This is a genomic window from Chryseobacterium indologenes (assembly GCF_001295265.1).
Lineage (GTDB): Bacteria > Bacteroidota > Bacteroidia > Flavobacteriales > Weeksellaceae > Chryseobacterium > Chryseobacterium indologenes_A.
Genome location: NZ_LJOD01000014.1, coordinates 45,220 through 65,253, shown reverse-complemented (window position 1 = coordinate 65,253; position 20,034 = coordinate 45,220). Strand labels below are relative to the sequence as shown.

At 38.5% G+C, this 20,034-nt stretch carries 18 protein-coding genes and 1 pseudogene; 14 read left to right on the top strand and 5 right to left on the bottom strand.

Going from position 1 to position 20,034, the window contains the following annotated elements; genetic code table 11:
* Nucleotides 1-30: 30 nt before the first annotated feature.
* Nucleotides 31-1,674 (bottom strand): S41 family peptidase, encoded by a 1,644-nt coding sequence (locus AOB46_RS17830; RefSeq protein ID WP_062701881.1) that lies wholly within the window; start codon nt 1,672-1,674, stop codon nt 31-33.
* Nucleotides 1,675-1,932: 258 nt separating this feature from the next.
* Between AOB46_RS17830 and AOB46_RS17825 the strand changes: the two genes are divergently transcribed.
* The 9 genes from AOB46_RS17825 to AOB46_RS17785 all read left to right on the top strand — a co-directional run bounded on the left by AOB46_RS17825 (nt 1,933) and on the right by AOB46_RS17785 (nt 10,070).
* Nucleotides 1,933-3,159 carry an HD domain-containing protein gene (locus AOB46_RS17825; protein ID WP_062701878.1) on the top strand — a complete coding sequence of 409 codons (1,227 nt, stop codon included), beginning with the start codon at nt 1,933-1,935 and terminating at the stop codon, nt 3,157-3,159.
* A 72-nt stretch (nt 3,160-3,231) separates the two neighbouring features.
* The gene (gene lpxD / locus AOB46_RS17820; protein WP_062701876.1) at nt 3,232-4,263 is read left to right on the top strand and encodes a UDP-3-O-(3-hydroxymyristoyl)glucosamine N-acyltransferase; all 1,032 of its coding nucleotides are present in this window, start codon (nt 3,232-3,234) and stop codon (nt 4,261-4,263) included.
* Nucleotides 4,256-5,653: a bifunctional UDP-3-O-[3-hydroxymyristoyl] N-acetylglucosamine deacetylase/3-hydroxyacyl-ACP dehydratase gene (locus tag AOB46_RS17815; RefSeq protein ID WP_062701874.1), complete on the top strand. Its 1,398-nt coding sequence runs from the start codon at nt 4,256-4,258 to the stop codon at nt 5,651-5,653. Before lpxD ends, AOB46_RS17815 begins: the two co-directional genes overlap by 8 nt.
* Nucleotides 5,654-6,448 (top strand): acyl-ACP--UDP-N-acetylglucosamine O-acyltransferase, encoded by a 795-nt coding sequence (lpxA, locus tag AOB46_RS17810; protein WP_062701872.1) that lies wholly within the window; start codon nt 5,654-5,656, stop codon nt 6,446-6,448.
* Between the two features lie 23 nt (nt 6,449-6,471).
* Entirely contained in the window at nt 6,472-6,858 is a 387-nt protein-coding gene (locus tag AOB46_RS17805; protein ID WP_131724414.1) for a hypothetical protein, read from the top strand.
* A 20-nt stretch (nt 6,859-6,878) separates the two neighbouring features.
* The gene (efp, locus tag AOB46_RS17800) at nt 6,879-7,445 is read left to right on the top strand and encodes an elongation factor P (protein ID WP_062701868.1); all 567 of its coding nucleotides are present in this window, start codon (nt 6,879-6,881) and stop codon (nt 7,443-7,445) included.
* Between the two features lie 66 nt (nt 7,446-7,511).
* The gene (locus tag AOB46_RS17795) at nt 7,512-8,414 is read left to right on the top strand and encodes an LpxD N-terminal domain-containing protein (RefSeq protein WP_062701866.1); all 903 of its coding nucleotides are present in this window, start codon (nt 7,512-7,514) and stop codon (nt 8,412-8,414) included.
* Between the two features lie 91 nt (nt 8,415-8,505).
* Nucleotides 8,506-9,378 (top strand): succinate--CoA ligase subunit alpha, encoded by an 873-nt coding sequence (gene sucD, locus AOB46_RS17790; protein ID WP_002977143.1) that lies wholly within the window; start codon nt 8,506-8,508, stop codon nt 9,376-9,378.
* A gap of 23 nt (nt 9,379-9,401) precedes the next feature.
* On the top strand, nt 9,402-10,070 hold the full coding sequence (locus tag AOB46_RS17785) for a porin family protein (protein ID WP_062701864.1): 669 nt from the start codon (nt 9,402-9,404) through the stop codon (nt 10,068-10,070).
* Nucleotides 10,071-10,322: 252 nt separating this feature from the next.
* Here AOB46_RS17785 and AOB46_RS17780 read toward each other — a convergent pair whose 3' ends face one another.
* The 3 genes from AOB46_RS17780 to AOB46_RS17770 form a co-directional block, all read right to left on the bottom strand.
* Nucleotides 10,323-11,633 carry an ABC transporter permease gene (locus tag AOB46_RS17780; RefSeq protein ID WP_062701862.1) on the bottom strand — a complete coding sequence of 437 codons (1,311 nt, stop codon included), beginning with the start codon at nt 11,631-11,633 and terminating at the stop codon, nt 10,323-10,325.
* Between the two features lie 4 nt (nt 11,634-11,637).
* On the bottom strand, nt 11,638-12,549 hold the full coding sequence (locus tag AOB46_RS17775; protein WP_062701860.1) for an ABC transporter ATP-binding protein: 912 nt from the start codon (nt 12,547-12,549) through the stop codon (nt 11,638-11,640).
* A gap of 235 nt (nt 12,550-12,784) precedes the next feature.
* The gene (locus AOB46_RS17770; RefSeq protein ID WP_062701858.1) at nt 12,785-13,135 is read right to left on the bottom strand and encodes a T9SS type A sorting domain-containing protein; all 351 of its coding nucleotides are present in this window, start codon (nt 13,133-13,135) and stop codon (nt 12,785-12,787) included.
* 119 nt (nt 13,136-13,254) lie between these two features.
* Between AOB46_RS17770 and hemB the strand changes: the two genes are divergently transcribed.
* The 4 genes and pseudogenes from hemB to AOB46_RS17750 all read left to right on the top strand — a co-directional run bounded on the left by hemB (nt 13,255) and on the right by AOB46_RS17750 (nt 18,545).
* Complete coding sequence (gene hemB, locus AOB46_RS17765; protein WP_062701856.1) at nt 13,255-14,244, top strand: porphobilinogen synthase; 990 nt, start codon at nt 13,255-13,257, stop codon at nt 14,242-14,244.
* A 298-nt stretch (nt 14,245-14,542) separates the two neighbouring features.
* A pseudogene (gene lptB, locus AOB46_RS17760) lies at nt 14,543-15,268 on the top strand (LPS export ABC transporter ATP-binding protein); the annotation flags it as partial.
* Nucleotides 15,269-15,781: 513 nt separating this feature from the next.
* Nucleotides 15,782-17,509 (top strand): ABC transporter ATP-binding protein, encoded by a 1,728-nt coding sequence (locus tag AOB46_RS17755; protein WP_062702003.1) that lies wholly within the window; start codon nt 15,782-15,784, stop codon nt 17,507-17,509.
* Nucleotides 17,510-17,591: 82 nt separating this feature from the next.
* Entirely contained in the window at nt 17,592-18,545 is a 954-nt protein-coding gene (locus AOB46_RS17750) for a helix-turn-helix transcriptional regulator (RefSeq protein ID WP_062702001.1), read from the top strand.
* Between the two features lie 202 nt (nt 18,546-18,747).
* Here the strand turns inward: AOB46_RS17750 and AOB46_RS17745 are convergent, their stop codons facing one another.
* Complete coding sequence (locus tag AOB46_RS17745) at nt 18,748-19,239, bottom strand: DinB family protein (RefSeq protein ID WP_062701854.1); 492 nt, start codon at nt 19,237-19,239, stop codon at nt 18,748-18,750.
* Between the two features lie 176 nt (nt 19,240-19,415).
* On the opposite strand from AOB46_RS17745, the gene AOB46_RS17740 reads away from it, so the two are divergent.
* Nucleotides 19,416-20,000, top strand: a complete 585-nt coding sequence (locus tag AOB46_RS17740; protein ID WP_062701853.1) for a hypothetical protein — start codon at nt 19,416-19,418, stop codon at nt 19,998-20,000.
* Nucleotides 20,001-20,034: the final 34 nt, after the last annotated feature.

Below are 20,034 nucleotides of genomic sequence, written 5' to 3'. Positions count from 1 at the left end.
ATACAGGCGGCCATGAACTCCCTCCACTTACTAATATCCGGTCTTTATATATTCCAAAGCTCTTTCCAGAACTTCATCTCTTGCTTCCCGAATACCTTTTACCGTAGGCTTTACAATGATTTCGGGAACAATACCTATTCTCTGTGTTTCTCTTCCGTCAGGATAATAAGCACCCAGCCCTGAAAAACAGGTGTCCAGCCCGGCAATTTTAAACATGGTGATGTCTCCGTTTGCTCCAGAAGTGTTGCTGCCGATAATTTTAGCTTTCGGATGCTGCTTAAACATCATTGCGGTAGTCTCTGCCTGGCTCTGGGTATTTTCATCTACTAAAACTACAACATTTCCTTTATAATAATCAGAATTTTTTTTACCGATGCTGTTGACGGCCGTATAAAATTTTCCCGGATAATCTTTTTCCGGGAAACTGAAGCGGTAATAGGGGGTTCTTTTCGGGAGAATCATCCGGCTGAGAGGGATGATGGTTTGTTTTGGGTAATTTCTGAGATCAAAAATAATAGAAGAGGCAGTCTGCAGTTCTTTGTACATGTCGTCAAGTTCATTTTTTTCAATGATCCCCATATGTACATATCCGGTCTTTTTATCTGAATCTAAAAATGTCCATTTTTTCTGAACAGCAGGTTTCTCCCCCGCGATCATACTAAGAAGATATGTTTTTACCCTTAAAGCTATATTTTGTCCGTTTCTTTCAATATTAATCGTAAGAGAATCCTCGTTGGTTAAAAGAAAATAACTTTTCATTTTCATAACCTTGCCCCAGGAATTGGAAGCGGGAATGTATTTTCCGAATTTATTAACCATTTGCGGAATAGTCAGTCCATTAATACTATAAATAGCATCTCCGGTTTGCAAGGGGCTGCTTTCGTTCAAAGAATTTTTATTGATTTTTGTAATTACCAGTTTTCCTTCCGCGTATTGGTATTCCACAGGAACCTTTTTCCTTCCGTAAAGATTTTTAGTAATCAGTGGCGAAAATAAAAAAGCATGGGAGTCATCTATTTTTGTAACCAGTTCGGCTAATGCCAGGTGATAGTCCTCGTCATTATTTATGCGGGTAAACCTGGGAATCATTTCCGTTAAAACATCATTCCAGTTCTGATCCGTTTCATATTTATAAGGAAAGAAGTATTCCACAAAATTCCAGTATCTGAAAAGTTCCAGGAGACTGATTTGTTTTGAGGTATATTTTGACCCGTAAGAAGTTTCATTTCTGAAAAATCCTTTCCTGCCGGATCTCCCGGTGTAATAGTTGCTGCCCGTATTTCGGTTGGCTTCAATATAAAGAAGCTGTTGGCGGACCTGTTCACTGAAAACAACCGGATTCTGCATCCAGCTTAGATCAAAATTTTTGAGGAAATAAGTCTTGCTTTTATCTGCTTTTAAGCACATTTTACATTCTTCAGTTTTTCCAAGGCTGCTAATCCAGTGAGAATACAGGCTATCCAGCTGGGTTTTATCCCGGATATTTTCCAGTTCATCTATTTTTTTGAGCAGCTGTTGATCCCAATCAAGTTTACCTTTCGCAACATGGGGGTGGTAGTATTTTAAAAATCCCCAGACCCGGCAGAGGGATTCCAGCTTTTGGGTTTCAGATAACACCTGGGCAGAACAAAAATGTACAGTGAAAATCAGGGCGAAAAGCAAACGTTTTCTCATTAAAAGCTATAGGTTATTTAAACCATAAAGATAGATGTTACCCAAACACAACACAAAAACATCTTTCATATTCTTCAAAAATTGTTGATCATCTCAGACAAAATCTGCAATCATCTGTGAAATTCGTGACAATTGATAGCTTCTGTTCCACCTGCTCAGATGATCTTCAAAAATAGAAACGTGATCCGCGGTTAATATAAATTAATGAGATTTAAAAATTAAAATCCCTAACTTTGTTTACTAATATCGACGTTTCCAATGCAGAACAAGCTTAAAATCATCAACGATCCGGTTCACGGTTTTATCAAAATCCCTTACGAAATTTTATTTGACGTTATTGAACATCCCTATTTTCAGAGACTCAGAAGAATTGGCCAGACAGGATTATTGAACCTGATTTTTCCGGGCGCTACCCATACACGGTTTCATCATGCCCTGGGAGCCATGCACCTGATGTTTACAGCCCTGGAAACACTGAAGCAGAAAGGAGTGGAGATCTCAGATGAAGAAGAAAAAGGTGCAATGCTGGCTATTCTGATGCACGATATCGGGCACGGTCCGTTTTCCCATGCTTTGGAAAGTATGCTGATGGATGACTGGCATCATGAAAAACTCTCACTGCTGCTGATGAATAAGCTCAATGATGAATTTAACGGGCAATTATCGGTAGCGATTGAAATGTTTCAGGGGAAATATCACAGAAAGTTTTTCAATCAGCTGATCTCATCCCAGCTGGATGTAGACAGGCTGGATTATCTGAAAAGAGACAGCTTTTTTACAGGAGTTTCCGAAGGGAATATTAATACCCAGAGAATTATCTCCATGATGAATGTCTGTAAGGAAGGCGAGCTGGTAATTGATGCAAAAGGTGTTTATTCCATTGAAAATTTTCTTACCGCAAGAATGTTTATGTACTGGCAGGTGTACTATCATAAGACATCGGCCTTGGCTGAATTTCTTTTAGTAAAGATTCTGGAGCGGGCAAAATATCTTGTTTCACAGGGGACTGAGCTTCCGGCGGGCGAAAATCTGAAATATTTCCTATACCGCGGGAAAAGCGCAGCCACCGATGAAGATATTTACAGGTTTACCCAGCTTGATGATAACGATGTGATTCAGGCTATGAAACTATGGCAGGATGCCGACGATTTTATCCTTTCCTACTGGTGTAAATGTGTAACCCAGAGAAATCTTCCGAAAACCGTTATTTCATCTCATGCATTTGAAGCAGGATTTATTGAAGAAAAGATAAAAAATACCAATGAATTTTTTGAAATTGATAATGGAAGCGAACTTGTACATGAAATTAAACGGAAGTTATTACCTTATGATACTGAAAAACAGCCCATTTATCTGCTGCAGAAAGACGGTAAAAAAATACGTCTGGAAGAATCCCAGGACCAGCTTTTATCAGGGTTGATGGTACATAAGACTACACGCTATATTCTAACCTTTCCAAGAGATCTGTCCCGTATAATTTCATAAATATTATTAAAATTTACTTTCCGAAAACCAAAAAATGTTTGCGAATTACAGAATTTCTTATCTTTGCAGAATATGGAATTCACAGCTTCGCAAATTGCAAGTTTTATCGACGGAAAAATAATAGGCGACGAAAGCGCGGTTATTACAGGGGTTTCACCAATTGAAAATGGGGAGTCAGGGCATCTTTCTTTTATAGCACAAGATCGGTTTACTCATTTTTTAGATACCTCAAAATGCTCCGTTATTATTGTTTCGGAAAAGCTTCTGGCTAATAATACTTATAATCCTACCCTGATTGTGGTAAAGGATGCTTATCTCTCTTTTCAGATCTTAATGAACCTGTATCAGGAAATGCAGGGAAGAAAAGAAGGAATTGAAAATGGCTCCTCCATCCATGATACTGCAGTGATTGGTGATAAAGCCTATATAGGAGCATTTACCTACGTTTCTGAAAAAGCAAAAATCGGTGAAGGTTCTCAGATCTATCCGCATGTATATATCGGTAAAGGCGTAAAGATTGGTAAAAACTGTAAAATAGACAGTGGTGCCAGAATTTATGACTACTGTATCATTGGGGATAACTGTGTGATCCATTCCAATACAGTGATCGGAGGTGATGGGTTTGGTTTCCAGCCGACACCGGAGGGATTCAAAAAAATTCCTCAATTGGGAAATGTAATTATTGAAGACGATGTGGAAATCGGTTCCAACTGTAGTATAGACAGAGCTACTATCGGTTCTACTATTATCGGAAAAGGAACAAAGATTGACAACCTTATCCAGATTGCCCATAATGTGAAAATAGGACAGAACAACGTAATCGCAGCTCAGGCTGGTATTGCAGGATCAACCACTATTGGAGACTGGAACCAGATTGGCGGTCAGGTTGGCGTTGTAGGTCATATCAAAATAGGAAATCAGGTTAAAATTCAGGCCCAGAGTGGTGTGAATTCAAGCGTTAATGATAAAGAAACATTATACGGATCTCCTGCGATCAGTTATAATGACTATCTTAGAAACTATGTTCATTTCAGAAATTTCACTGAAATTGTAAAGAGAATAAATAATCTTGAGAATACCTCAAAAGATAATACTAATGAGTGATATGCAAAAAACGCTCCAGAAAGAAGTTACACTTTCTGGAATTGGCCTTCATACAGGTAAAGAAGTAAAACTAACCATTAAACCTGCAAAAGAAAATACAGGTTTTGTTTTCGTAAGAACAGACCTGGAGGGACATCCTCAGGTTGAAGCTGATGTTAATTATGTTGTAGCAACAGAAAGAGGAACAACATTAGAAAAACTAGGTGTAAAGATTACAACCTGCGAACACTTGTTAGCTGCTTTAGTAGGATGTGATATAGACAACGCCATTATGGAAATGGATGCTTCCGAGCCTCCTATTCTGGACGGGTCTTCAAAATTCTTTGTGGAAGCTATTGAAAGCGTAGGAATAGCAGAACAGAATGTAGCCAGAGAATACCTGGTAATCAAAGAAGTGCTGAGCTATTCAGATCCTGCATCCGGATCAGAAATTACCATTATTCCTTCAGATACATACGAAGTGACAACCATGGTGGATTTTGGAACCAAAGTATTGGGCACCCAGAATGCTACCCTTAAAAATATTTCAGAATTCAAAGACGAAATTTCTTCCGCAAGAACATTCAGCTTCCTGCATGAATTAGAAATGCTTCTGGATCACGGTTTAATCAGAGGCGGAGATATTTCCAATGCCATTGTATACGTAGACAAGGACCTGACTCCTGAAACTACGGAAAAGCTGAAGAAAGCCTTTGGAAAAGACAATGTCTCTATCAGACCGAACGGAATTCTTGATAATTTAACTTTAAACTACCCTAACGAAGCTGCAAGACACAAATTACTGGATGTGGTAGGAGACCTTGCTTTAGCAGGAGTGAAAATAAAAGGAAAAGTAATTGCCAACAAACCCGGCCATTATGTAAACACTCAGTTTGCTAAAAAACTGAACCGTCAGTGGAAACTTCAGAAAAAGAAAAATGTTCCTGATTTTGACCTGACTAAAGAACCGGTTTTCGATATCAACGGGATCATGAAGCTTATGCCGCACAGACCTCCGTTCTTATTGATCGATAAGATTCTTGAGCTTTCAGATTCTCATGTAGTAGGGTTAAAGAACGTAACGATGAACGAACCGTTCTTCGTAGGGCATTTCCCTAAAGAACCTGTAATGCCGGGAGTACTTCAGGTGGAAGCCCTTGCTCAGACAGGAGGTATCCTTGTATTGGCAAGCGTTCCGGATCCTGAAAACTATTCTACTTATTTTATTAAAATTGATAAAGTGAAATTCAAGAGAAAAGTAGTTCCCGGGGATACTATTATTTTCAAAATTGAATTGATAGAACCTATCAGAAGAGGTATCGTTCATATGCAGGGATACGGATATGTAGGAGATACAGTGGCAGTAGAAGCAGAGCTAATGGCTCAAGTTGCAAAAAATAAAGTTGATTAAATGATCCATCAATTAGCAGCCGTAGATAAACGTGCAAAAATCAGCAAAAATGTTATTGTAGAACCTTTTACTACAATTGCAGGGGACGTGGAAATTGGAGAAGGAACCTGGATTGGTCCTAATGTAACCATCATGGATGGTGCCAGAATAGGAAAAAACTGCAGAATTTTTCCCGGAACGGTAATCTCCGCGATCCCTCAGGATTTAAAGTTTGATGGGGAAGATACTCAGGTAATTATTGGCGATGATACAACAATCAGGGAATGTGTTACCGTAAACAGAGGAACAAAGGCTTTAGGATATACTAAAATAGGAGCCAACTGCCTTATTATGGCAACCTCGCACATTGCCCATGACTGTGTTATCGGAGACCATGTGATCATTGTTAATGGCTGTGGTATTGCCGGGCACGTTGAAATTGGTGATTATACTGTAATGGGAGGTTTATCGGCTGTACACCAATTTGGTAAAATCGGTAAACATGTTATGATTTCAGGAGGTACTCTGGTAAGAAAAGATATTCCACCCTACGTTAAAGTAGCAAGAGAACCTATGTCTTATGCTGGTATTAATTCAGTAGGATTAAGAAGAAGAGGTTTCACCAATGAGAAGATTTTTGAAATCCAAAAGATCTACAGAGCTATTTTTCAGATGAAGATGAATGTTTCCCAGGCTATTTCCCATATTGAAAAAGAAATGCTTCCTACCGCTGAAAGAGATGAAATACTTCAGTTTATCCAAAACTCTCCGAGAGGTATTGTAAAAGGCTACGGAACAGGTAAAGAAAGCAGCTAAAATAATCAAACACCTACACACTTATGAAAAATTTATTTTTAACATTATCCTTTTTGTTCTCAGCCATTGTAGCGGGGCAGCAAACTAAACCGTCAAATGCTAAAAAAGAAGATGCAACTTCCAGGCAGGAGACTATAGAGAAAAGCCGTACATTGCAAAATGACAGTATTGCAAAAAGCAATGTGAATAATGCTTTGAAGAACAGTATGAACAATGAATCATTCTTTAAAAAATATGAGAACAATTCAAATGTTCAGAATAATATGAATCAGTTGAACCGAAATAATTCAATGTTTAACAATACAACTAATGGTTCGTATATTTCACCAGCCGGCAAAGTCGTAAATCCGATAGGGCAGCAGGGCCCCGGCAGTATGCAGGTACAGATACCTGTTTTTAAATCAAAATAAAGAATAATATATAATAATTAATGGCAACAAGTAACGATATCAGAAAAGGGCTTTGCATTGAGTACAGCAATGATATTTATAAAGTAATTGAGTTTCTTCACGTAAAACCAGGGAAAGGACCAGCTTTTGTAAGAACCAAATTAAAATCAGTAACCAACGGAAAAGTAATTGATAATACTTTCTCTGCAGGACACAAAATTGAAGAAGTAAAAGTAATCACCAGAAAGTTCCAGTATCTTTACGATGATGAAAACGGATTCCACTTCATGAATAATGATGACTTCTCTCAGTTGTACCTGAATAAAGAAATGATTGAAAACTCTCAGTTTATGAAAGCTGGAGAAGAAGTAACGATCATTTTGAAAGAAGTTGATGAAACCCCTCTTTCTGCTGAACTTCCACAGTCCGTATATCTGGATGTTATAGAAGCTGATCCGGGAGTAAAAGGAAATACAGCAACCAATGCCCTTAAAAATGCAATCGTTGAAACAGGAGCAAGAGTAATGGTTCCTCTATTCATTGAGCCGGGTGACAAAATTAAAGTAAGCACAGAAGACGGCAGCTACTTAGAAAGAGTAAAAGAGTAATACATCTATATAAAATTCGGTCTGCATCAGCAGTCCGAATTTTGTTTTATAAGAAAATCAATTGTTATGAGATTCCATTCTCCACAGAAACTTAAAACCATAGCAGATTTAATAGGCTCAAAATTCATTGGTCCTGAGGACTTTGAAGTTTTGGGAACCAATGAAATTCACAGGGTGAAGCCTGGAGATATCGTATTTGTTAACCATCCTAAATATTACGATAAAGCCTTAAATTCTGCCGCCACAATCATTTTGATTGATAAAGAAGTGGAATGTCCGGAAGGAAAAGCACTCCTGGTGTCTGATGATCCTTTCAGGGACTTCAATAAAATCAATACCCATTTTACCAGAATCTACAACTTTACAGAAGAACTTCATGATGTTGAAATAGGAGAAGGAACCAGAATTCATTCTTCAGCTGTGATTGGAAACAATGTGACGATCGGGAAAAATGTGCTTATTTTTCCTAATGTAGTGATAGGAGACAGAACGGTAATCGGAGATAATGTGATCATTCAGTCCAACACTGTACTGGGGGGGGATGCCTTCTATTACAGAAAGGTGAACGGTAATTTCGACAGGCTGATCTCCGTAGGAAATGTAGTCATTGAGAATAATGTAGAGATCGGAAACGGATGTACCATTGACCGTGGAGTTACAGATTCCACCATCATAGGAGAAGGATCAGTGTTAGATAACCAGATCCAGATAGGACATGATACCGTGATCGGGAAAAAATGCCTGATCGCTTCACAGGTAGGAGTAGCAGGATGTTGCATCATTGGAGATGAGGTAACACTTTGGGGACAGGTAGGCATTGCTTCCGGGAATACCATTGAAAGTGGATCTGTTCTTCTCGGGAAGACCGGAGTAAACCGGGACCTTAAAAAAGGAACCTATATCGGTATGTTTGCAGAAGATTTTAAAGGCTATCTTAAAAAAGAGGTAAAGCTGAGAAATCTCAAATAAACAATTCCGAAGGTTTTATCTGAATTCAAAGAAATTTGAGTAAATTTGTGAGCATTAATAAAATAGTTAAATAAATTAAAACAACAATAAAATGTCAATTTTAGTAAACAAAGATTCTAAAGTAATTGTACAAGGATTTACAGGGAACGAAGGAACTTTCCACGCTGGTCAGATGATTGAATACGGAACAAACGTAGTAGGTGGGGTTACTCCGGGAAAAGGAGGATCTGAGCACTTAGGAAAGCCGGTATTCAATACAGTAGCAGATGCTGTTGAAAAAGCCGGAGCTAACGTAAGTATCATCTTCGTACCGCCTGCATTTGCTGCTGATGCAATTATGGAAGCTGCTGAAGCAGGTATCAAAGTTATCGTATGTATTACTGAAGGTATTCCTGTAGCAGATATGGTAAAAGTAAAATCTTATATCGCTGACAGAGACTGCAGATTAATCGGTCCTAACTGTCCGGGAATCATTACTTCTGAAGAAGCTAAAATTGGTATCATGCCAGGGTTCGTTTTCAAAAAAGGTAAAGTAGGTATTGTTTCAAAATCAGGTACCCTTACTTATGAAGCGGCTGACCAGGTAGTAAGAGCAGGTTACGGTATTTCTACTGCTATTGGTATCGGTGGTGACCCAATCATCGGAACAACTACAAGAGAAGCGCTTGAGTTATTCATCAACGATCCTGAAACTGAAGCTGTGGTAATGATCGGTGAAATTGGTGGTGGTCTTGAAGCAGAAGCTGCAAGATGGTACAAAGCAAGCGGATCTACTAAGCCGGTTGTAGGATTTATCGCCGGACAAACCGCTCCTAAAGGAAGAACAATGGGACACGCTGGTGCTATCGTAGGAGGAGCTGAAGATACAGCTCAGGCTAAAATGGAGATCATGAGAGAAAACGGAATCAACGTTGTAGATTCTCCTGCTGATATCGGTGCTACCGTTGCAAAAATCCTTGGATAATAAGCTGTAAAAACCAATACAATATGAAAAAACTTTTATTGACCTCTGCATTGGCTGTTTCAACCCTTTCTTTTGCTCAGATTGATTTTGGAAGCACAAGATTTGGTGTCACTGCCGGAGGTAACTATTCCCGTGTAAGGAATGCCCATAATCCTTCTGGTGCCAGATTCGCATTTCAGGGTGGAGCTTTAGCTCTTATCCCGATCGGAAAGGCCAACCAGTTCTTTTTACAGCCGGAAGTAACGTACTATGGTGCAGGAGAAACCGGCAAAGATAAAGAAGCTAAAGGAAAGGATGGTTATGACGCAGTATATGCTAACAACTACCTGAGCGTACCTGTTTACTTCAAAGGATACTTTTCAGAAGCTGAATCGGAATTCTTCGGAATGATCGGGCCAAGATTTAACTTTCTCCTGAATCAGAATGTTAAAAATGCTCCGGCAAGCAGACCTTACTACGATCCTGATGTAACAGACCCTCTGTATCCGGCAGTTAGCGGAAAAGCATCAAGCTTCAATTTCGCACTGGGATTAGGAATCGGTTACAGCTACAAGAGACAGCTTGAAATAACCCTAAAATATGATTTAGGTCTTTCAGATACCTATCCTGATCTTGCTAAAGAAAAAGGAGGAACTAATAAAAAGAAATCTGAACAGGTTTTAGGCGTAAGCTTAAGCTACATATTCAAATAGAATAATTATTATTCACCATAAAAAAGTCCCGGAAATAAAATTTCCGGGACTTTTTATTTCAATACAGGAATTAGTTAATTTGTCTTTTTATTATTTTGAAGCTTTTTAAAAAAGTAAGATATGGAAATTAAAGAGGCAATAAAGCAGTATGCTTATCCACTTCATCTGATCAACGGAGTTAATTCCCTTCTTTACCTCGTAAAATCAACAGAATCAGGAATTAGAACTTTGCGTTAAATCCAAAATATTCTTTTATCCTTTAATCCATTTCCAGATCTCCTTCAGCGTAGCCTTATTGCCATACATCAGAATCCCCACACGGTAGATTTTTCCGGCTAAAAAGATCATAAAAATGGTTGTTCCCAGCAATAATACAATAGACAGGGCAATCTGCCAGGCCGGAACACCAAACGGTATCCTTGCAATCATCGCTACCGGAGATGTGAACGGAATAATAGACAGCCAGAAGCCCAAAGGACCATCAGGATTATTCATCAAAGAAAAGCTTCCGTACATCCCTAAACTAAGCGGCAAAATAGCAAATAAGGTAAACTGCTGGGTTTCCGTTTCGTTATCCACGGCAGAACCAATGGCGGCGTAAATAGAGCTGTAGAAAATATATCCCAGAAGGAAAAATACAATGAATACGAAAATAATTAGCGGGAAATTCAGTTCCAGCAGGCTGTGGGAAACCTGAGTGGCAATCTGTGCAATATCCAGTTTACTGGCCACTTCTTCACTGCCTCCGGGAAGATTTTTCTGAAGAGAAGAAAAGCCTGTATTCAGGATCAAAGCTCCGATAACAGACATAGTGATCCAGATTACAAATTGAGTCAGGGCTACCAGTGTTACCCCAAGAATTTTACCCATCATCAGCTCAAAAGGTTTTACTGATGAGATAATGATTTCTACCACACGGTTATTTTTCTCCTCAAGAACACTTCTCATCACCCTTACGCCATAAATAATAATAAACATGAAGGTTACATACATCAGAAGGATGCTTAATCCGCTTTTTACCCCAAAAGCAAGATCCGAATCTTCCTTATTATTTTCAGAAACATTAATCGTTTTTAAAGTAAATCCCTTGTCCAGATCATTAAGTTGGGTTTCCTGAATGCCCAGCTGCTTGATCTTTTCCTTTTTAATGACATCCGTAATATCAGAAACAATCTTTTGTTTCGTATCAAAACCTATTTTACTGTTGACTACAAGCCTTGAGCTGTTCTGAAGCTCATCGTAATTCTGCCCGTTTAATGCCGGAAGAATCAGAATGCCATCCAGAGATTCATTGTCTTTCAGATTATTGATCTTTGACTTTTCATCCGCGGTAGAAACAAATACATAATTAAGCTTGTCATTGGATTTCAGCTGATCTTTGAAAAGTCCGCTTTTGTCCACTACTTCAATTACGCTGTGAGACTCATTAGCTTTAAACATGAGTCCGATCACGGCACCAAAAGCAACCAAAAGAAGAGGAGCCAGAAGCGTTAGTATAATGAAGGATTTTTTCTTCACCTGAGTAAGAAATTCCCTTTTTGTAATTAAAAAAATATTATTCATAAAATTAAGAATGGTTACTTACGGCATTAATAAACACTTCATTCATGCTCGGAATTCTTTCGTCGAAAGATCTAACTTTTCCAATGTGTACAAGATCCATCAGAATATCGTTTTGCCCGCTTTCATTTTTTAGTTCAAAAGAAACCAGGTTATTTTCGTTGGAGAAATTAAAAATTTCATATTGGGTTTTAAAATTTTCAAACTTGGTTTCATTCACTTCAGAAAGCGTAACTCCGAAAATATTCTTTTTAAACTTCTCTCTGACATCAAAAACCCTTCCGTCAATAATCTTTTTAGAATTATTAATCAAAGCCACATAATCACACATTTCTTCCACACTTTCCATTCTGTGGGTGGAAAGAATAATGGTTGTTCCATTATTTTTAAGGTCAATAATCTGGTCCTTGATAAGATTTGCATTCACAGGATCAAAGCCCGAAAAAGGCTCATCCAGGATCAGAAGGTGAGGTCGGTGAAGAACCGTTACCACAAACTGAATCTTCTGGGCCATTCCCTTGGAGAGTTCAGAAAGTTTCTTTTTCCACCACTGATCAATGTTCAGTTTATCAAACCATTTTTTTGCCTCATTCAGCGCATCATTTTTACTCATCCCTTTCAGTTCCCCGAAATAGAGGAGCTGATCTCCGACAGTCATATTTTTATACAGCCCTCTTTCTTCAGGCATATAACCGATGTCTCTGATATGATTGGGATTAAGGCGGTCTCCGTTGATCCATATATCTCCGGAATCGGCCTGGGTAATCTGATTGATGATACGGATAAAAGAAGTTTTTCCGGCTCCGTTCGGACCTAGAAGACCATAAATGCTGCCTTTCGGAACATGGATGCTGAAATCATCCAATGCCACTTTTTTTCCTGCGCTATAGGTCTTTCTGATATGTTCAGCTTTTAGCATTAAATTGTTTTTTACAATGAGACTATAAAAAGAGGAAGTTGAAAAATTGGGAGAATAATACTTATCGCAAGGATAAACATTTGTGGTAAATATTATTTTATCAGGTTTTAGATTAAACTTTCTGCCTTGTTTTCAATTTTTATTCCTAATTCTACAAAAGTTCCGTAAGTTACGGAATTATTAAAACAGAATGAATGCAAAAGAAAAAATCCTGATGATTATCAGGATTTAAATTTTATTGTTTTACAATTTGAGTAACCTTTTGGGTATTATCGCTTAAGATATAGCGAATCAGATATTTTCCGGGTTTCAATTTTTCAATATTGATTTCCCCCGAATTCATGTTGACACTGTAACTGGCCACCTGCATTCCTAAAATAGAATAAAAAGTTACGCTCTTGATCTTAAGAGAAGAATCTTTAGCTTTAATCAGCAGGTAATCCTTTGCAGGATTCGGATAAGCAACCAGCACACCATCATCAGCTTTCTGTGACAGGGAACCCGGCTCTCTCAACTGAGCTTTTAAATTGGTGGAAAAACCAACAAAAGTGCCTATAAATATAAATAAAAGTAAAAGTTTTTTCATCAATATTATAATTTCTCGAATGTATTAAAACAAAAATAACAAATTCTACAATTCCGTGCAATACTTTTTTATTGAACTTGTAGTAAATTTGCATAAACTTATTCAAAAAGTATTCCAAAATGATACATTCAAGAAATAGAAGGCTAAGAATTAATGAATCTATCAGAAGTTTAGTAAGAGAAAATACTCTTACAACGGATGATTTTGTAATGCCTATCTTCGTAATGGAGGGCGAAAACCAGCAGGAAGCAATCCCGTCGATGCCGGGAATTTTCAGGAGGAGCATCGATCTGACTGTTAAAGAATGTAAGGAATTATTTTCTTTAGGAGTGAAATCTGTCAATCTGTACATGAAAGTGTCCGAACATCTGAAAGACAATACAGGAAAAGAAGCCTGGAATAGAGACGGGCTGATGCAGAAAACCATCAGAGCGATTAAAGATGCCGTTCCGGAAATGATCGTAATGCCTGATGTTGCGCTGGATCCTTACTCCATTTACGGGCATGACGGAATCATAGAGAACGGGAAAATCATCAATGACGCCACCAATGATGCTTTAGCCAGAATGTCTGTATCACATGCAGAAGCAGGAGCTGACATTGTGGCACCAAGCGATATGATGGACGGAAGAGTACAGGTGATTCGTGAAGCTCTGGAGGAAAGCGGATTTACCGATGTAGGAATTCTGAGCTATTCTGCAAAATATGCGAGTTCATTCTACGGACCATTCAGAAGTGCTCTGGATAGTGCCCCGAAAGACAATATGGAAATTCCGAAAGATAAGAAAACGTACCAGATGGATTTCCACAATTCCCGTGAAGCATTAAATGAAGTCTATAAAGATATTGAAGAAGGGGCAGACATCATCATGATTAAACCGGGACTTCCTTATCTGGATATCGTTTCCAAAGTTCGTGAAGCTATTGATCTTCCGATTGCTGTTTACAACGTAAGCGGAGAATATGCCATGGTGAAAGCAGCTGCACAGAATGGCTGGCTGGATAATGACAAAACCATCATAGAAAGTCTTACCTGCTTCAAAAGAGCCGGAGCGGATATGATCTTTACTTATTTTGCCAAAGAAGCCGCAATGCTTTTAAATAAATAAGCATGCAGCTATATATATAAACAAAACACCTCTAAAATGGAGGTGTTTTTTGTTGAACGGCCGAAACAGACGTAGTAATGAGGATGTCCGGGACAAATCAGATTATTGCCTCCGTCATCATCTACACAGATATTCCTGGGACACAGGTATCATTTTGCAAGGCAAAATCTATTAGGATGAGGCTTATGTAAAGTATGGTAATTTCCTGATGGTTAGAACCTGATTTTTCAAAGACGGAAACAAGTTAAATGTTAATAAAAAGGTTTACTTTATTCGTTTACTTTTCTATATTTGCGCTATGATTTTACGAGGAGAAAATTTGATCAAGGAATACGGTCCTAAAAAAGTTGTAAAAGGCGTTTCTGTACAGGTTCAACAGGGAGAAATTGTTGGTTTGCTGGGGCCGAACGGAGCCGGGAAAACCACTTCGTTTTATATGATCGTAGGACTGGTGAAGCCTACTTCAGGAAAAATTTTCCTTGATAAACAGGAGATCACAACAGATGCCATGTACCGCAGGGCCCAGAAAGGAATCGGATATCTGGCTCAGGAAGCTTCCGTTTTCAGAAAATTGTCTGTAGAAGAAAATATCATGGGCGTTTTACAGCTGACCAAGCTTTCAAAACGTGAACAGCAGATCAAATGTGATGAGCTGATTGAAGAATTCTCATTGCAGCACGTTCGTAAAAACCGTGGGGACCTTCTTTCCGGAGGAGAGAGACGCCGTACAGAGATTGCAAGATGTCTCGCTACAAGCCCGAACTTTATCCTTCTGGATGAACCTTTCGCAGGGGTTGATCCAATTGCGGTGGAAGATATCCAGAAAATCGTAAGAAGCCTGGTTGATAAAAATATCGGAATTCTTATTACCGACCACAATGTACAGCAGACCCTGGCTATTACGAATAAAACTTACATTATGTTTGAAGGAAAGATCCTGAAAGAAGGACTTCCTGAAGATCTGGCCAACGATCCGCAGGTAAGAGAAGCTTATCTTGGAGAAAACTTCGTTTATCAGAGTATTCTGGACAAACCGAAAAAGAAAAAATACATATACAATATCTGGGCTGGGAATTTTGATTCTAAGACACAGCTACAGGCCTTTGTAGACGATAATTTCAGCCAGTTTGATGACCTGAGACTGATGTATGGTTTTGAAGATATCGGTTTTGCTTCATTAGGCAATTCAGAGATTGAGCATATCTTCAATGAGGTAGTTGATAAAAATGCCAACAACTCTTTTGTTTTTCAAAGAAAAGAACTCACGGCCATGTATTCCCGGGAACAGGCCGAAGCAGAATCAAAAGCAGCAAGCAGACCGGAGCTGCATTACCTGACTACCTATTTCTACGAAGGATAATTTGATTGTTAAAAAAAGCAGATCATTTGCTGAAAAATAGAATAAAACGTACCTTTTCTCTCAGAAACGGTACGTTTTTCAGTTAAAATACATTCTATGGCAAAACCTTTTAACAGAACAGTTACTCTATTCGGAATTTATAAACAGCTTGTTCCCTTCATCAGGCCTTACCGTTTAATGATTTACGGCACCTTATTTCTTACTTTTTTGGGAGCTTTGGCTGCACAGGTCAATCCCATTGTGCTGAAATATACGGTGGATGAGGTTACAAAACTTACCCATCTTCCGCATCCTATGTCGGAAGGAATTCATATTCTTATTGTGATTTCTATTATTTTACTCGGAAAAGAGCTTCTGAACATTTTCATCAATTTCGGACAAAAATTTTATGGCGAAAAAATCAGGATTAATGTAAGTTCCGTTCTGGCACAATCGGCAATTGATAAGATTCTCACCTATAAGGTGGCTTATTTTAACGATGAAAATCATGAATCCGGAAAGCTGCAGATCAGGATAGACCGGGGCATTGAAAGTCTGACAAAACTGGTGCAGAATTTTTTCATTGATATTCTTCCGCTTTTTTCCAATGCCATCATTGCCCTGATCATTATGTATATGCAGAACGTATATGTTGGAATAGTTTCCACGATTATTGTTCCGATTTATTTTTACATAAGCTCTTTACAGGCTAAGAAACTGAGCGGAGTAAGACGCCGGTTGAGAAATCAAAGGGAGAAGAAGACATCTGGTCTTCTGAATCTGATCAACTCAATTATGGTTATTAAAAGTTTTGTCCGTGAAAAATTTGAAGGTAAAAAACAGTATGATCTTCAGATGGATTTGATGGAAAGCCAGATGTTTACCCGGAAAACCAACTTTATCTATGACGGATTAAAAACCTTTATCGAACAGTTCGGAGTAGTTCTGATTATCCTTCTGACGGTATACCTGGTACTGGACCAGCAGATGACTATCGGGGCGATTATGCTTCATATCATGCTGTTCAATAACGTCTCGGCTCCAATCCGCCAGCTGCACAGAATTTACGATGATATGAATGATGCCATGATCTATGCAGAAGGCTATTTCGATATTCTGAATGCCGATAATGAAACCGAACAGAACGGAACTTTTATAGAAAAAGAAATTAAGGGAACCTTCGAACTAAAAAATGTGGATTTCACCTATCCGAACGGAACAAAGGCACTGCATGATGTTTCCATGAAATTTGAAAACGGAAAAACTACGGCATTGGTGGGGCTGAGCGGTGCAGGAAAGTCAACGGTGATCAATCTTTTATGTAAATTTTACCTACCCGATTCCGGGGAAATTTTGTTAGACGGAGTGGATTTAAATGAATATAACAACACCTTCCTGAGAAATGACCTCGGTCTGGTGCTTCAGAGAAATCATATTTTTCAGGGAAGCATCGAGGACAATATCAGATATGGTGATATGAATGCGAGTTTTGAAGAAATTCAGGAAGCCGCTAAAAAAGCCTACCTGCATGATCAGATCCTGGATCTTCCGGATGGCTATCAGCATGACGCCACACAGCTTTCAGGAGGACAGCAGCAGAGAATTGCCATTGCCCGGTTATTTCTGAAGAATCCTCCGGTTATTTTCCTTGATGAGCCTACCGCCAGCCTGGATGCCATTGCCACGGAACAGATTAAAAACTCACTCGACGCCATTAAAGAAGGACGTACCGTGATCATTATTTCCCATTCACTTTCCCAGATCCTGGATTCTGATAAAATTTATGTAATGAAAAAAGGAAGAGTAGTGGAAAGCGGTATCCATGATGAACTCGTAATGGCCAACGGAACCTACCGGGAAATTTTTGATGCATCAGCAAGAAGTCTGAATCTGGATAAACTGGTAAATACATATAAAGAAAATTAGCAGATACCGGTAGAAATTAAAAAAACTATTGATTTTATCCGCTGAAGATCAAAAAAAGAATAATAGATTTGCCGGAGCAATTATGAACGATCACTATCTTAAAAAACTTGACAGGGTAACGGCTATCCTCACACAATTGCAGTCGAAGACAACAGTCAGGGCACAAGACCTGGCTGAAAAATTTGATGTCAGCATCAGAACAATTTACCGGGATGTGAAAACCCTTGAAAATGCGGGAATTCCGATTATTGGGGAAGCCGGAAATGGCTATTCTTTAATGGACGGGTATAAGCTTCCACCCATCATGTTTACCAAAGAAGAGGTGTTAAGCTTTATCACGGCTGAAAAACTGATGCAGAAATTTTCCCATCAGAGTTTGGGAAATCATTACCAGACAGCGATGGAGAAAGTACGTTCCGTATTGAGGCATTCGGACAAAAACCTGATTCAGAATATCGAAAAACAGATTGATGTTTTTAGCCATCACGCCGGGCCGGAAGATCATATCAAAAATGTCATACCAACGATCCTGGAAAGTATTGCTGATAAAACCCAGCTGGTTATTGAATATAAAACGGTGGATTCCAGGGTTACCAAAAGGACTATTGAGGCGGTAGGAGTATTCTTTGAATTCAATTACTGGTACATTATGGCATTCTGTACGCTGAGAAAAGATTTCAGACAGTTCCGTGTTGACAGGATTCTTCAGATTTTTAAAACCCAGATCCCGTTTCTTCAGGAATATGGCCAGATTAATGATTACAGGAACAGCGGAAATGGCAATAAGACCAAAGTGAGATTGCTGGTTGATAAAAAAATCATGGGGCATCTGGTGAACTCCAAAAAATATTACGGTTTTATTGGAGAAACAGAAACCGATAGTGGAATGGAAATGACTTTTGAAACAGAATGGATTGAAGAAGGATTCCCGCGCTGGCTGATCACATTTGCTGATCACGCCACTATTCTGGAGCCGGACAGTCTTAGAGTGAAGATAAATGATCTTGTTACCAGAATTTCAGGAAAGCATCAATAAAAAATCTCAGCACAAACGCACTGAGATTTAAGGCAATAATGATTTAGCTGAATAATAATTTTGATGAAAAAAGAAAAAGACAATGTTGTAAGCTGGCGGGAGAAACCGTGAAATGAGTTTGTTGCAGTTTAATTTGATATGATTATTGAAGAATAAACAGTTTACCAGCCCATTTACTTTTTGTCTTTAACTTTTATTATATTTAGAATCTCTCCCAGAAGAACGGAGGTTCAATTCCTAAAGCTCTCAGATAAACATATCCTTGTCCGCGGTGGTGGATTTCGTTGTCTACAAAATAGAGAATGTTCTGATATACCGGAAATTCATACTGTCCGAACAGGTTGAAGGTTTCCTGGAAACGCTCTTCTGTAATCTGGCTGAAATAATGATTGATTACTTCTGTTTCTTCATCCCATTTTTTTAAGATTTCTTCTTTTGTTTTAGGATTAAATCCTTCTTCGTTATAGGCCTCCATATTTTTTTCAATGATTCCTTTCAGAGCAGGTCCGCCAATGCTGATGAGTTCTACTGCCAGTTTGGCGAAAGGTCTCATGCCACCTACGGAAAATTCAAATAATTCTTTTTCAGGAAAAGCTTCGATTACCCTTCTTGTCAGGTTTCTGTGCCCTTGCCAGTGCTCTAATAATTGCTCAGATGTCATGAATTGTTTTGTGATTGTTGCGGTAGTTGTCATAATTGTATTGTTTTGTTTGTTATTGTTGATACAAAGGTAAGGCCGGGTTATGACAACAGTTTGTCAGTAGGATTTTAAGGGTGGAAAATTTTTTTTATTTCTTTAAAAATATGCGGACCGGTTTTTGCGTTAGTATGAAAGTGCAGTAATAAAAAGAAATCAATTTAGAATTAAAAATGAAGAAGTATATTTTGTCGTTTATTCCTGTTTTTTTATTAGTATCCTGTAATAAAATAGAAGAAAAAATAGACCGGACGGTTCAGAAAACAACGGAAACCGTGCAGCAGAAAGCACAGCAGGCTGTTGAGGAAACCGTAAAGAAAACGGTAAATGAATCTATCAATTCTTTAACCAATTCCCGGGATGTGAAATTCAACGAGGTATTTCCCGGGGCAGAAAAAGCAGTCGTGACGGAAGACAGCGGAAAGAAATTTAAATTTCCCAACGGTTCTGAAGGCTATATCCTTAAATATAAGTCAGATCTTGCGGTATTACTTCCTTTTCTGGAAAGCAGACCTTCCACGGATGAAAGTAAATCTGATAAAACAGCCCGTAAAATTGACGGGCAGAGCATTATTGATAAAATAAGTTTTATGTCTAAGTTTCTTCCTGAAAATACCTTTGATACAAGCTTCCTTGAAGATATTAAAAACGATAGGAATATAGAATATTATAAGCTGAAAAGGTTTCCTCACAGCAGCACCCTTATCTATAATCCCAAAAACCAGACCGTTATACAATACGTGGAAATCAGTAAATAGCATAGACATGGTATAAGGCAGATTATTGGTCATT

Coding starts and splice junctions, on each gene's coding strand:
- AOB46_RS17830 (WP_062701881.1), bottom strand. CDS start 1,674: ATGAGAAAACGTTTGCTTTTCGCCCTGATTTTCACTGTACATTTTTGT.
- AOB46_RS17825 (WP_062701878.1), top strand. CDS start 1,933: ATGCAGAACAAGCTTAAAATCATCAACGATCCGGTTCACGGTTTTATC.
- lpxD (WP_062701876.1), top strand. CDS start 3,232: ATGGAATTCACAGCTTCGCAAATTGCAAGTTTTATCGACGGAAAAATA.
- AOB46_RS17815 (WP_062701874.1), top strand. CDS start 4,256: ATGAGTGATATGCAAAAAACGCTCCAGAAAGAAGTTACACTTTCTGGA.
- lpxA (WP_062701872.1), top strand. CDS start 5,654: ATGATCCATCAATTAGCAGCCGTAGATAAACGTGCAAAAATCAGCAAA.
- AOB46_RS17805 (WP_131724414.1), top strand. CDS start 6,472: ATGAAAAATTTATTTTTAACATTATCCTTTTTGTTCTCAGCCATTGTA.
- efp (WP_062701868.1), top strand. CDS start 6,879: ATGGCAACAAGTAACGATATCAGAAAAGGGCTTTGCATTGAGTACAGC.
- AOB46_RS17795 (WP_062701866.1), top strand. CDS start 7,512: ATGAGATTCCATTCTCCACAGAAACTTAAAACCATAGCAGATTTAATA.
- sucD (WP_002977143.1), top strand. CDS start 8,506: ATGTCAATTTTAGTAAACAAAGATTCTAAAGTAATTGTACAAGGATTT.
- AOB46_RS17785 (WP_062701864.1), top strand. CDS start 9,402: ATGAAAAAACTTTTATTGACCTCTGCATTGGCTGTTTCAACCCTTTCT.
- AOB46_RS17780 (WP_062701862.1), bottom strand. CDS start 11,633: ATGAATAATATTTTTTTAATTACAAAAAGGGAATTTCTTACTCAGGTG.
- AOB46_RS17775 (WP_062701860.1), bottom strand. CDS start 12,549: ATGCTAAAAGCTGAACATATCAGAAAGACCTATAGCGCAGGAAAAAAA.
- AOB46_RS17770 (WP_062701858.1), bottom strand. CDS start 13,135: ATGAAAAAACTTTTACTTTTATTTATATTTATAGGCACTTTTGTTGGT.
- hemB (WP_062701856.1), top strand. CDS start 13,255: ATGATACATTCAAGAAATAGAAGGCTAAGAATTAATGAATCTATCAGA.
- AOB46_RS17755 (WP_062702003.1), top strand. CDS start 15,782: ATGATTTACGGCACCTTATTTCTTACTTTTTTGGGAGCTTTGGCTGCA.
- AOB46_RS17750 (WP_062702001.1), top strand. CDS start 17,592: ATGAACGATCACTATCTTAAAAAACTTGACAGGGTAACGGCTATCCTC.
- AOB46_RS17745 (WP_062701854.1), bottom strand. CDS start 19,239: ATGACAACTACCGCAACAATCACAAAACAATTCATGACATCTGAGCAA.
- AOB46_RS17740 (WP_062701853.1), top strand. CDS start 19,416: ATGAAGAAGTATATTTTGTCGTTTATTCCTGTTTTTTTATTAGTATCC.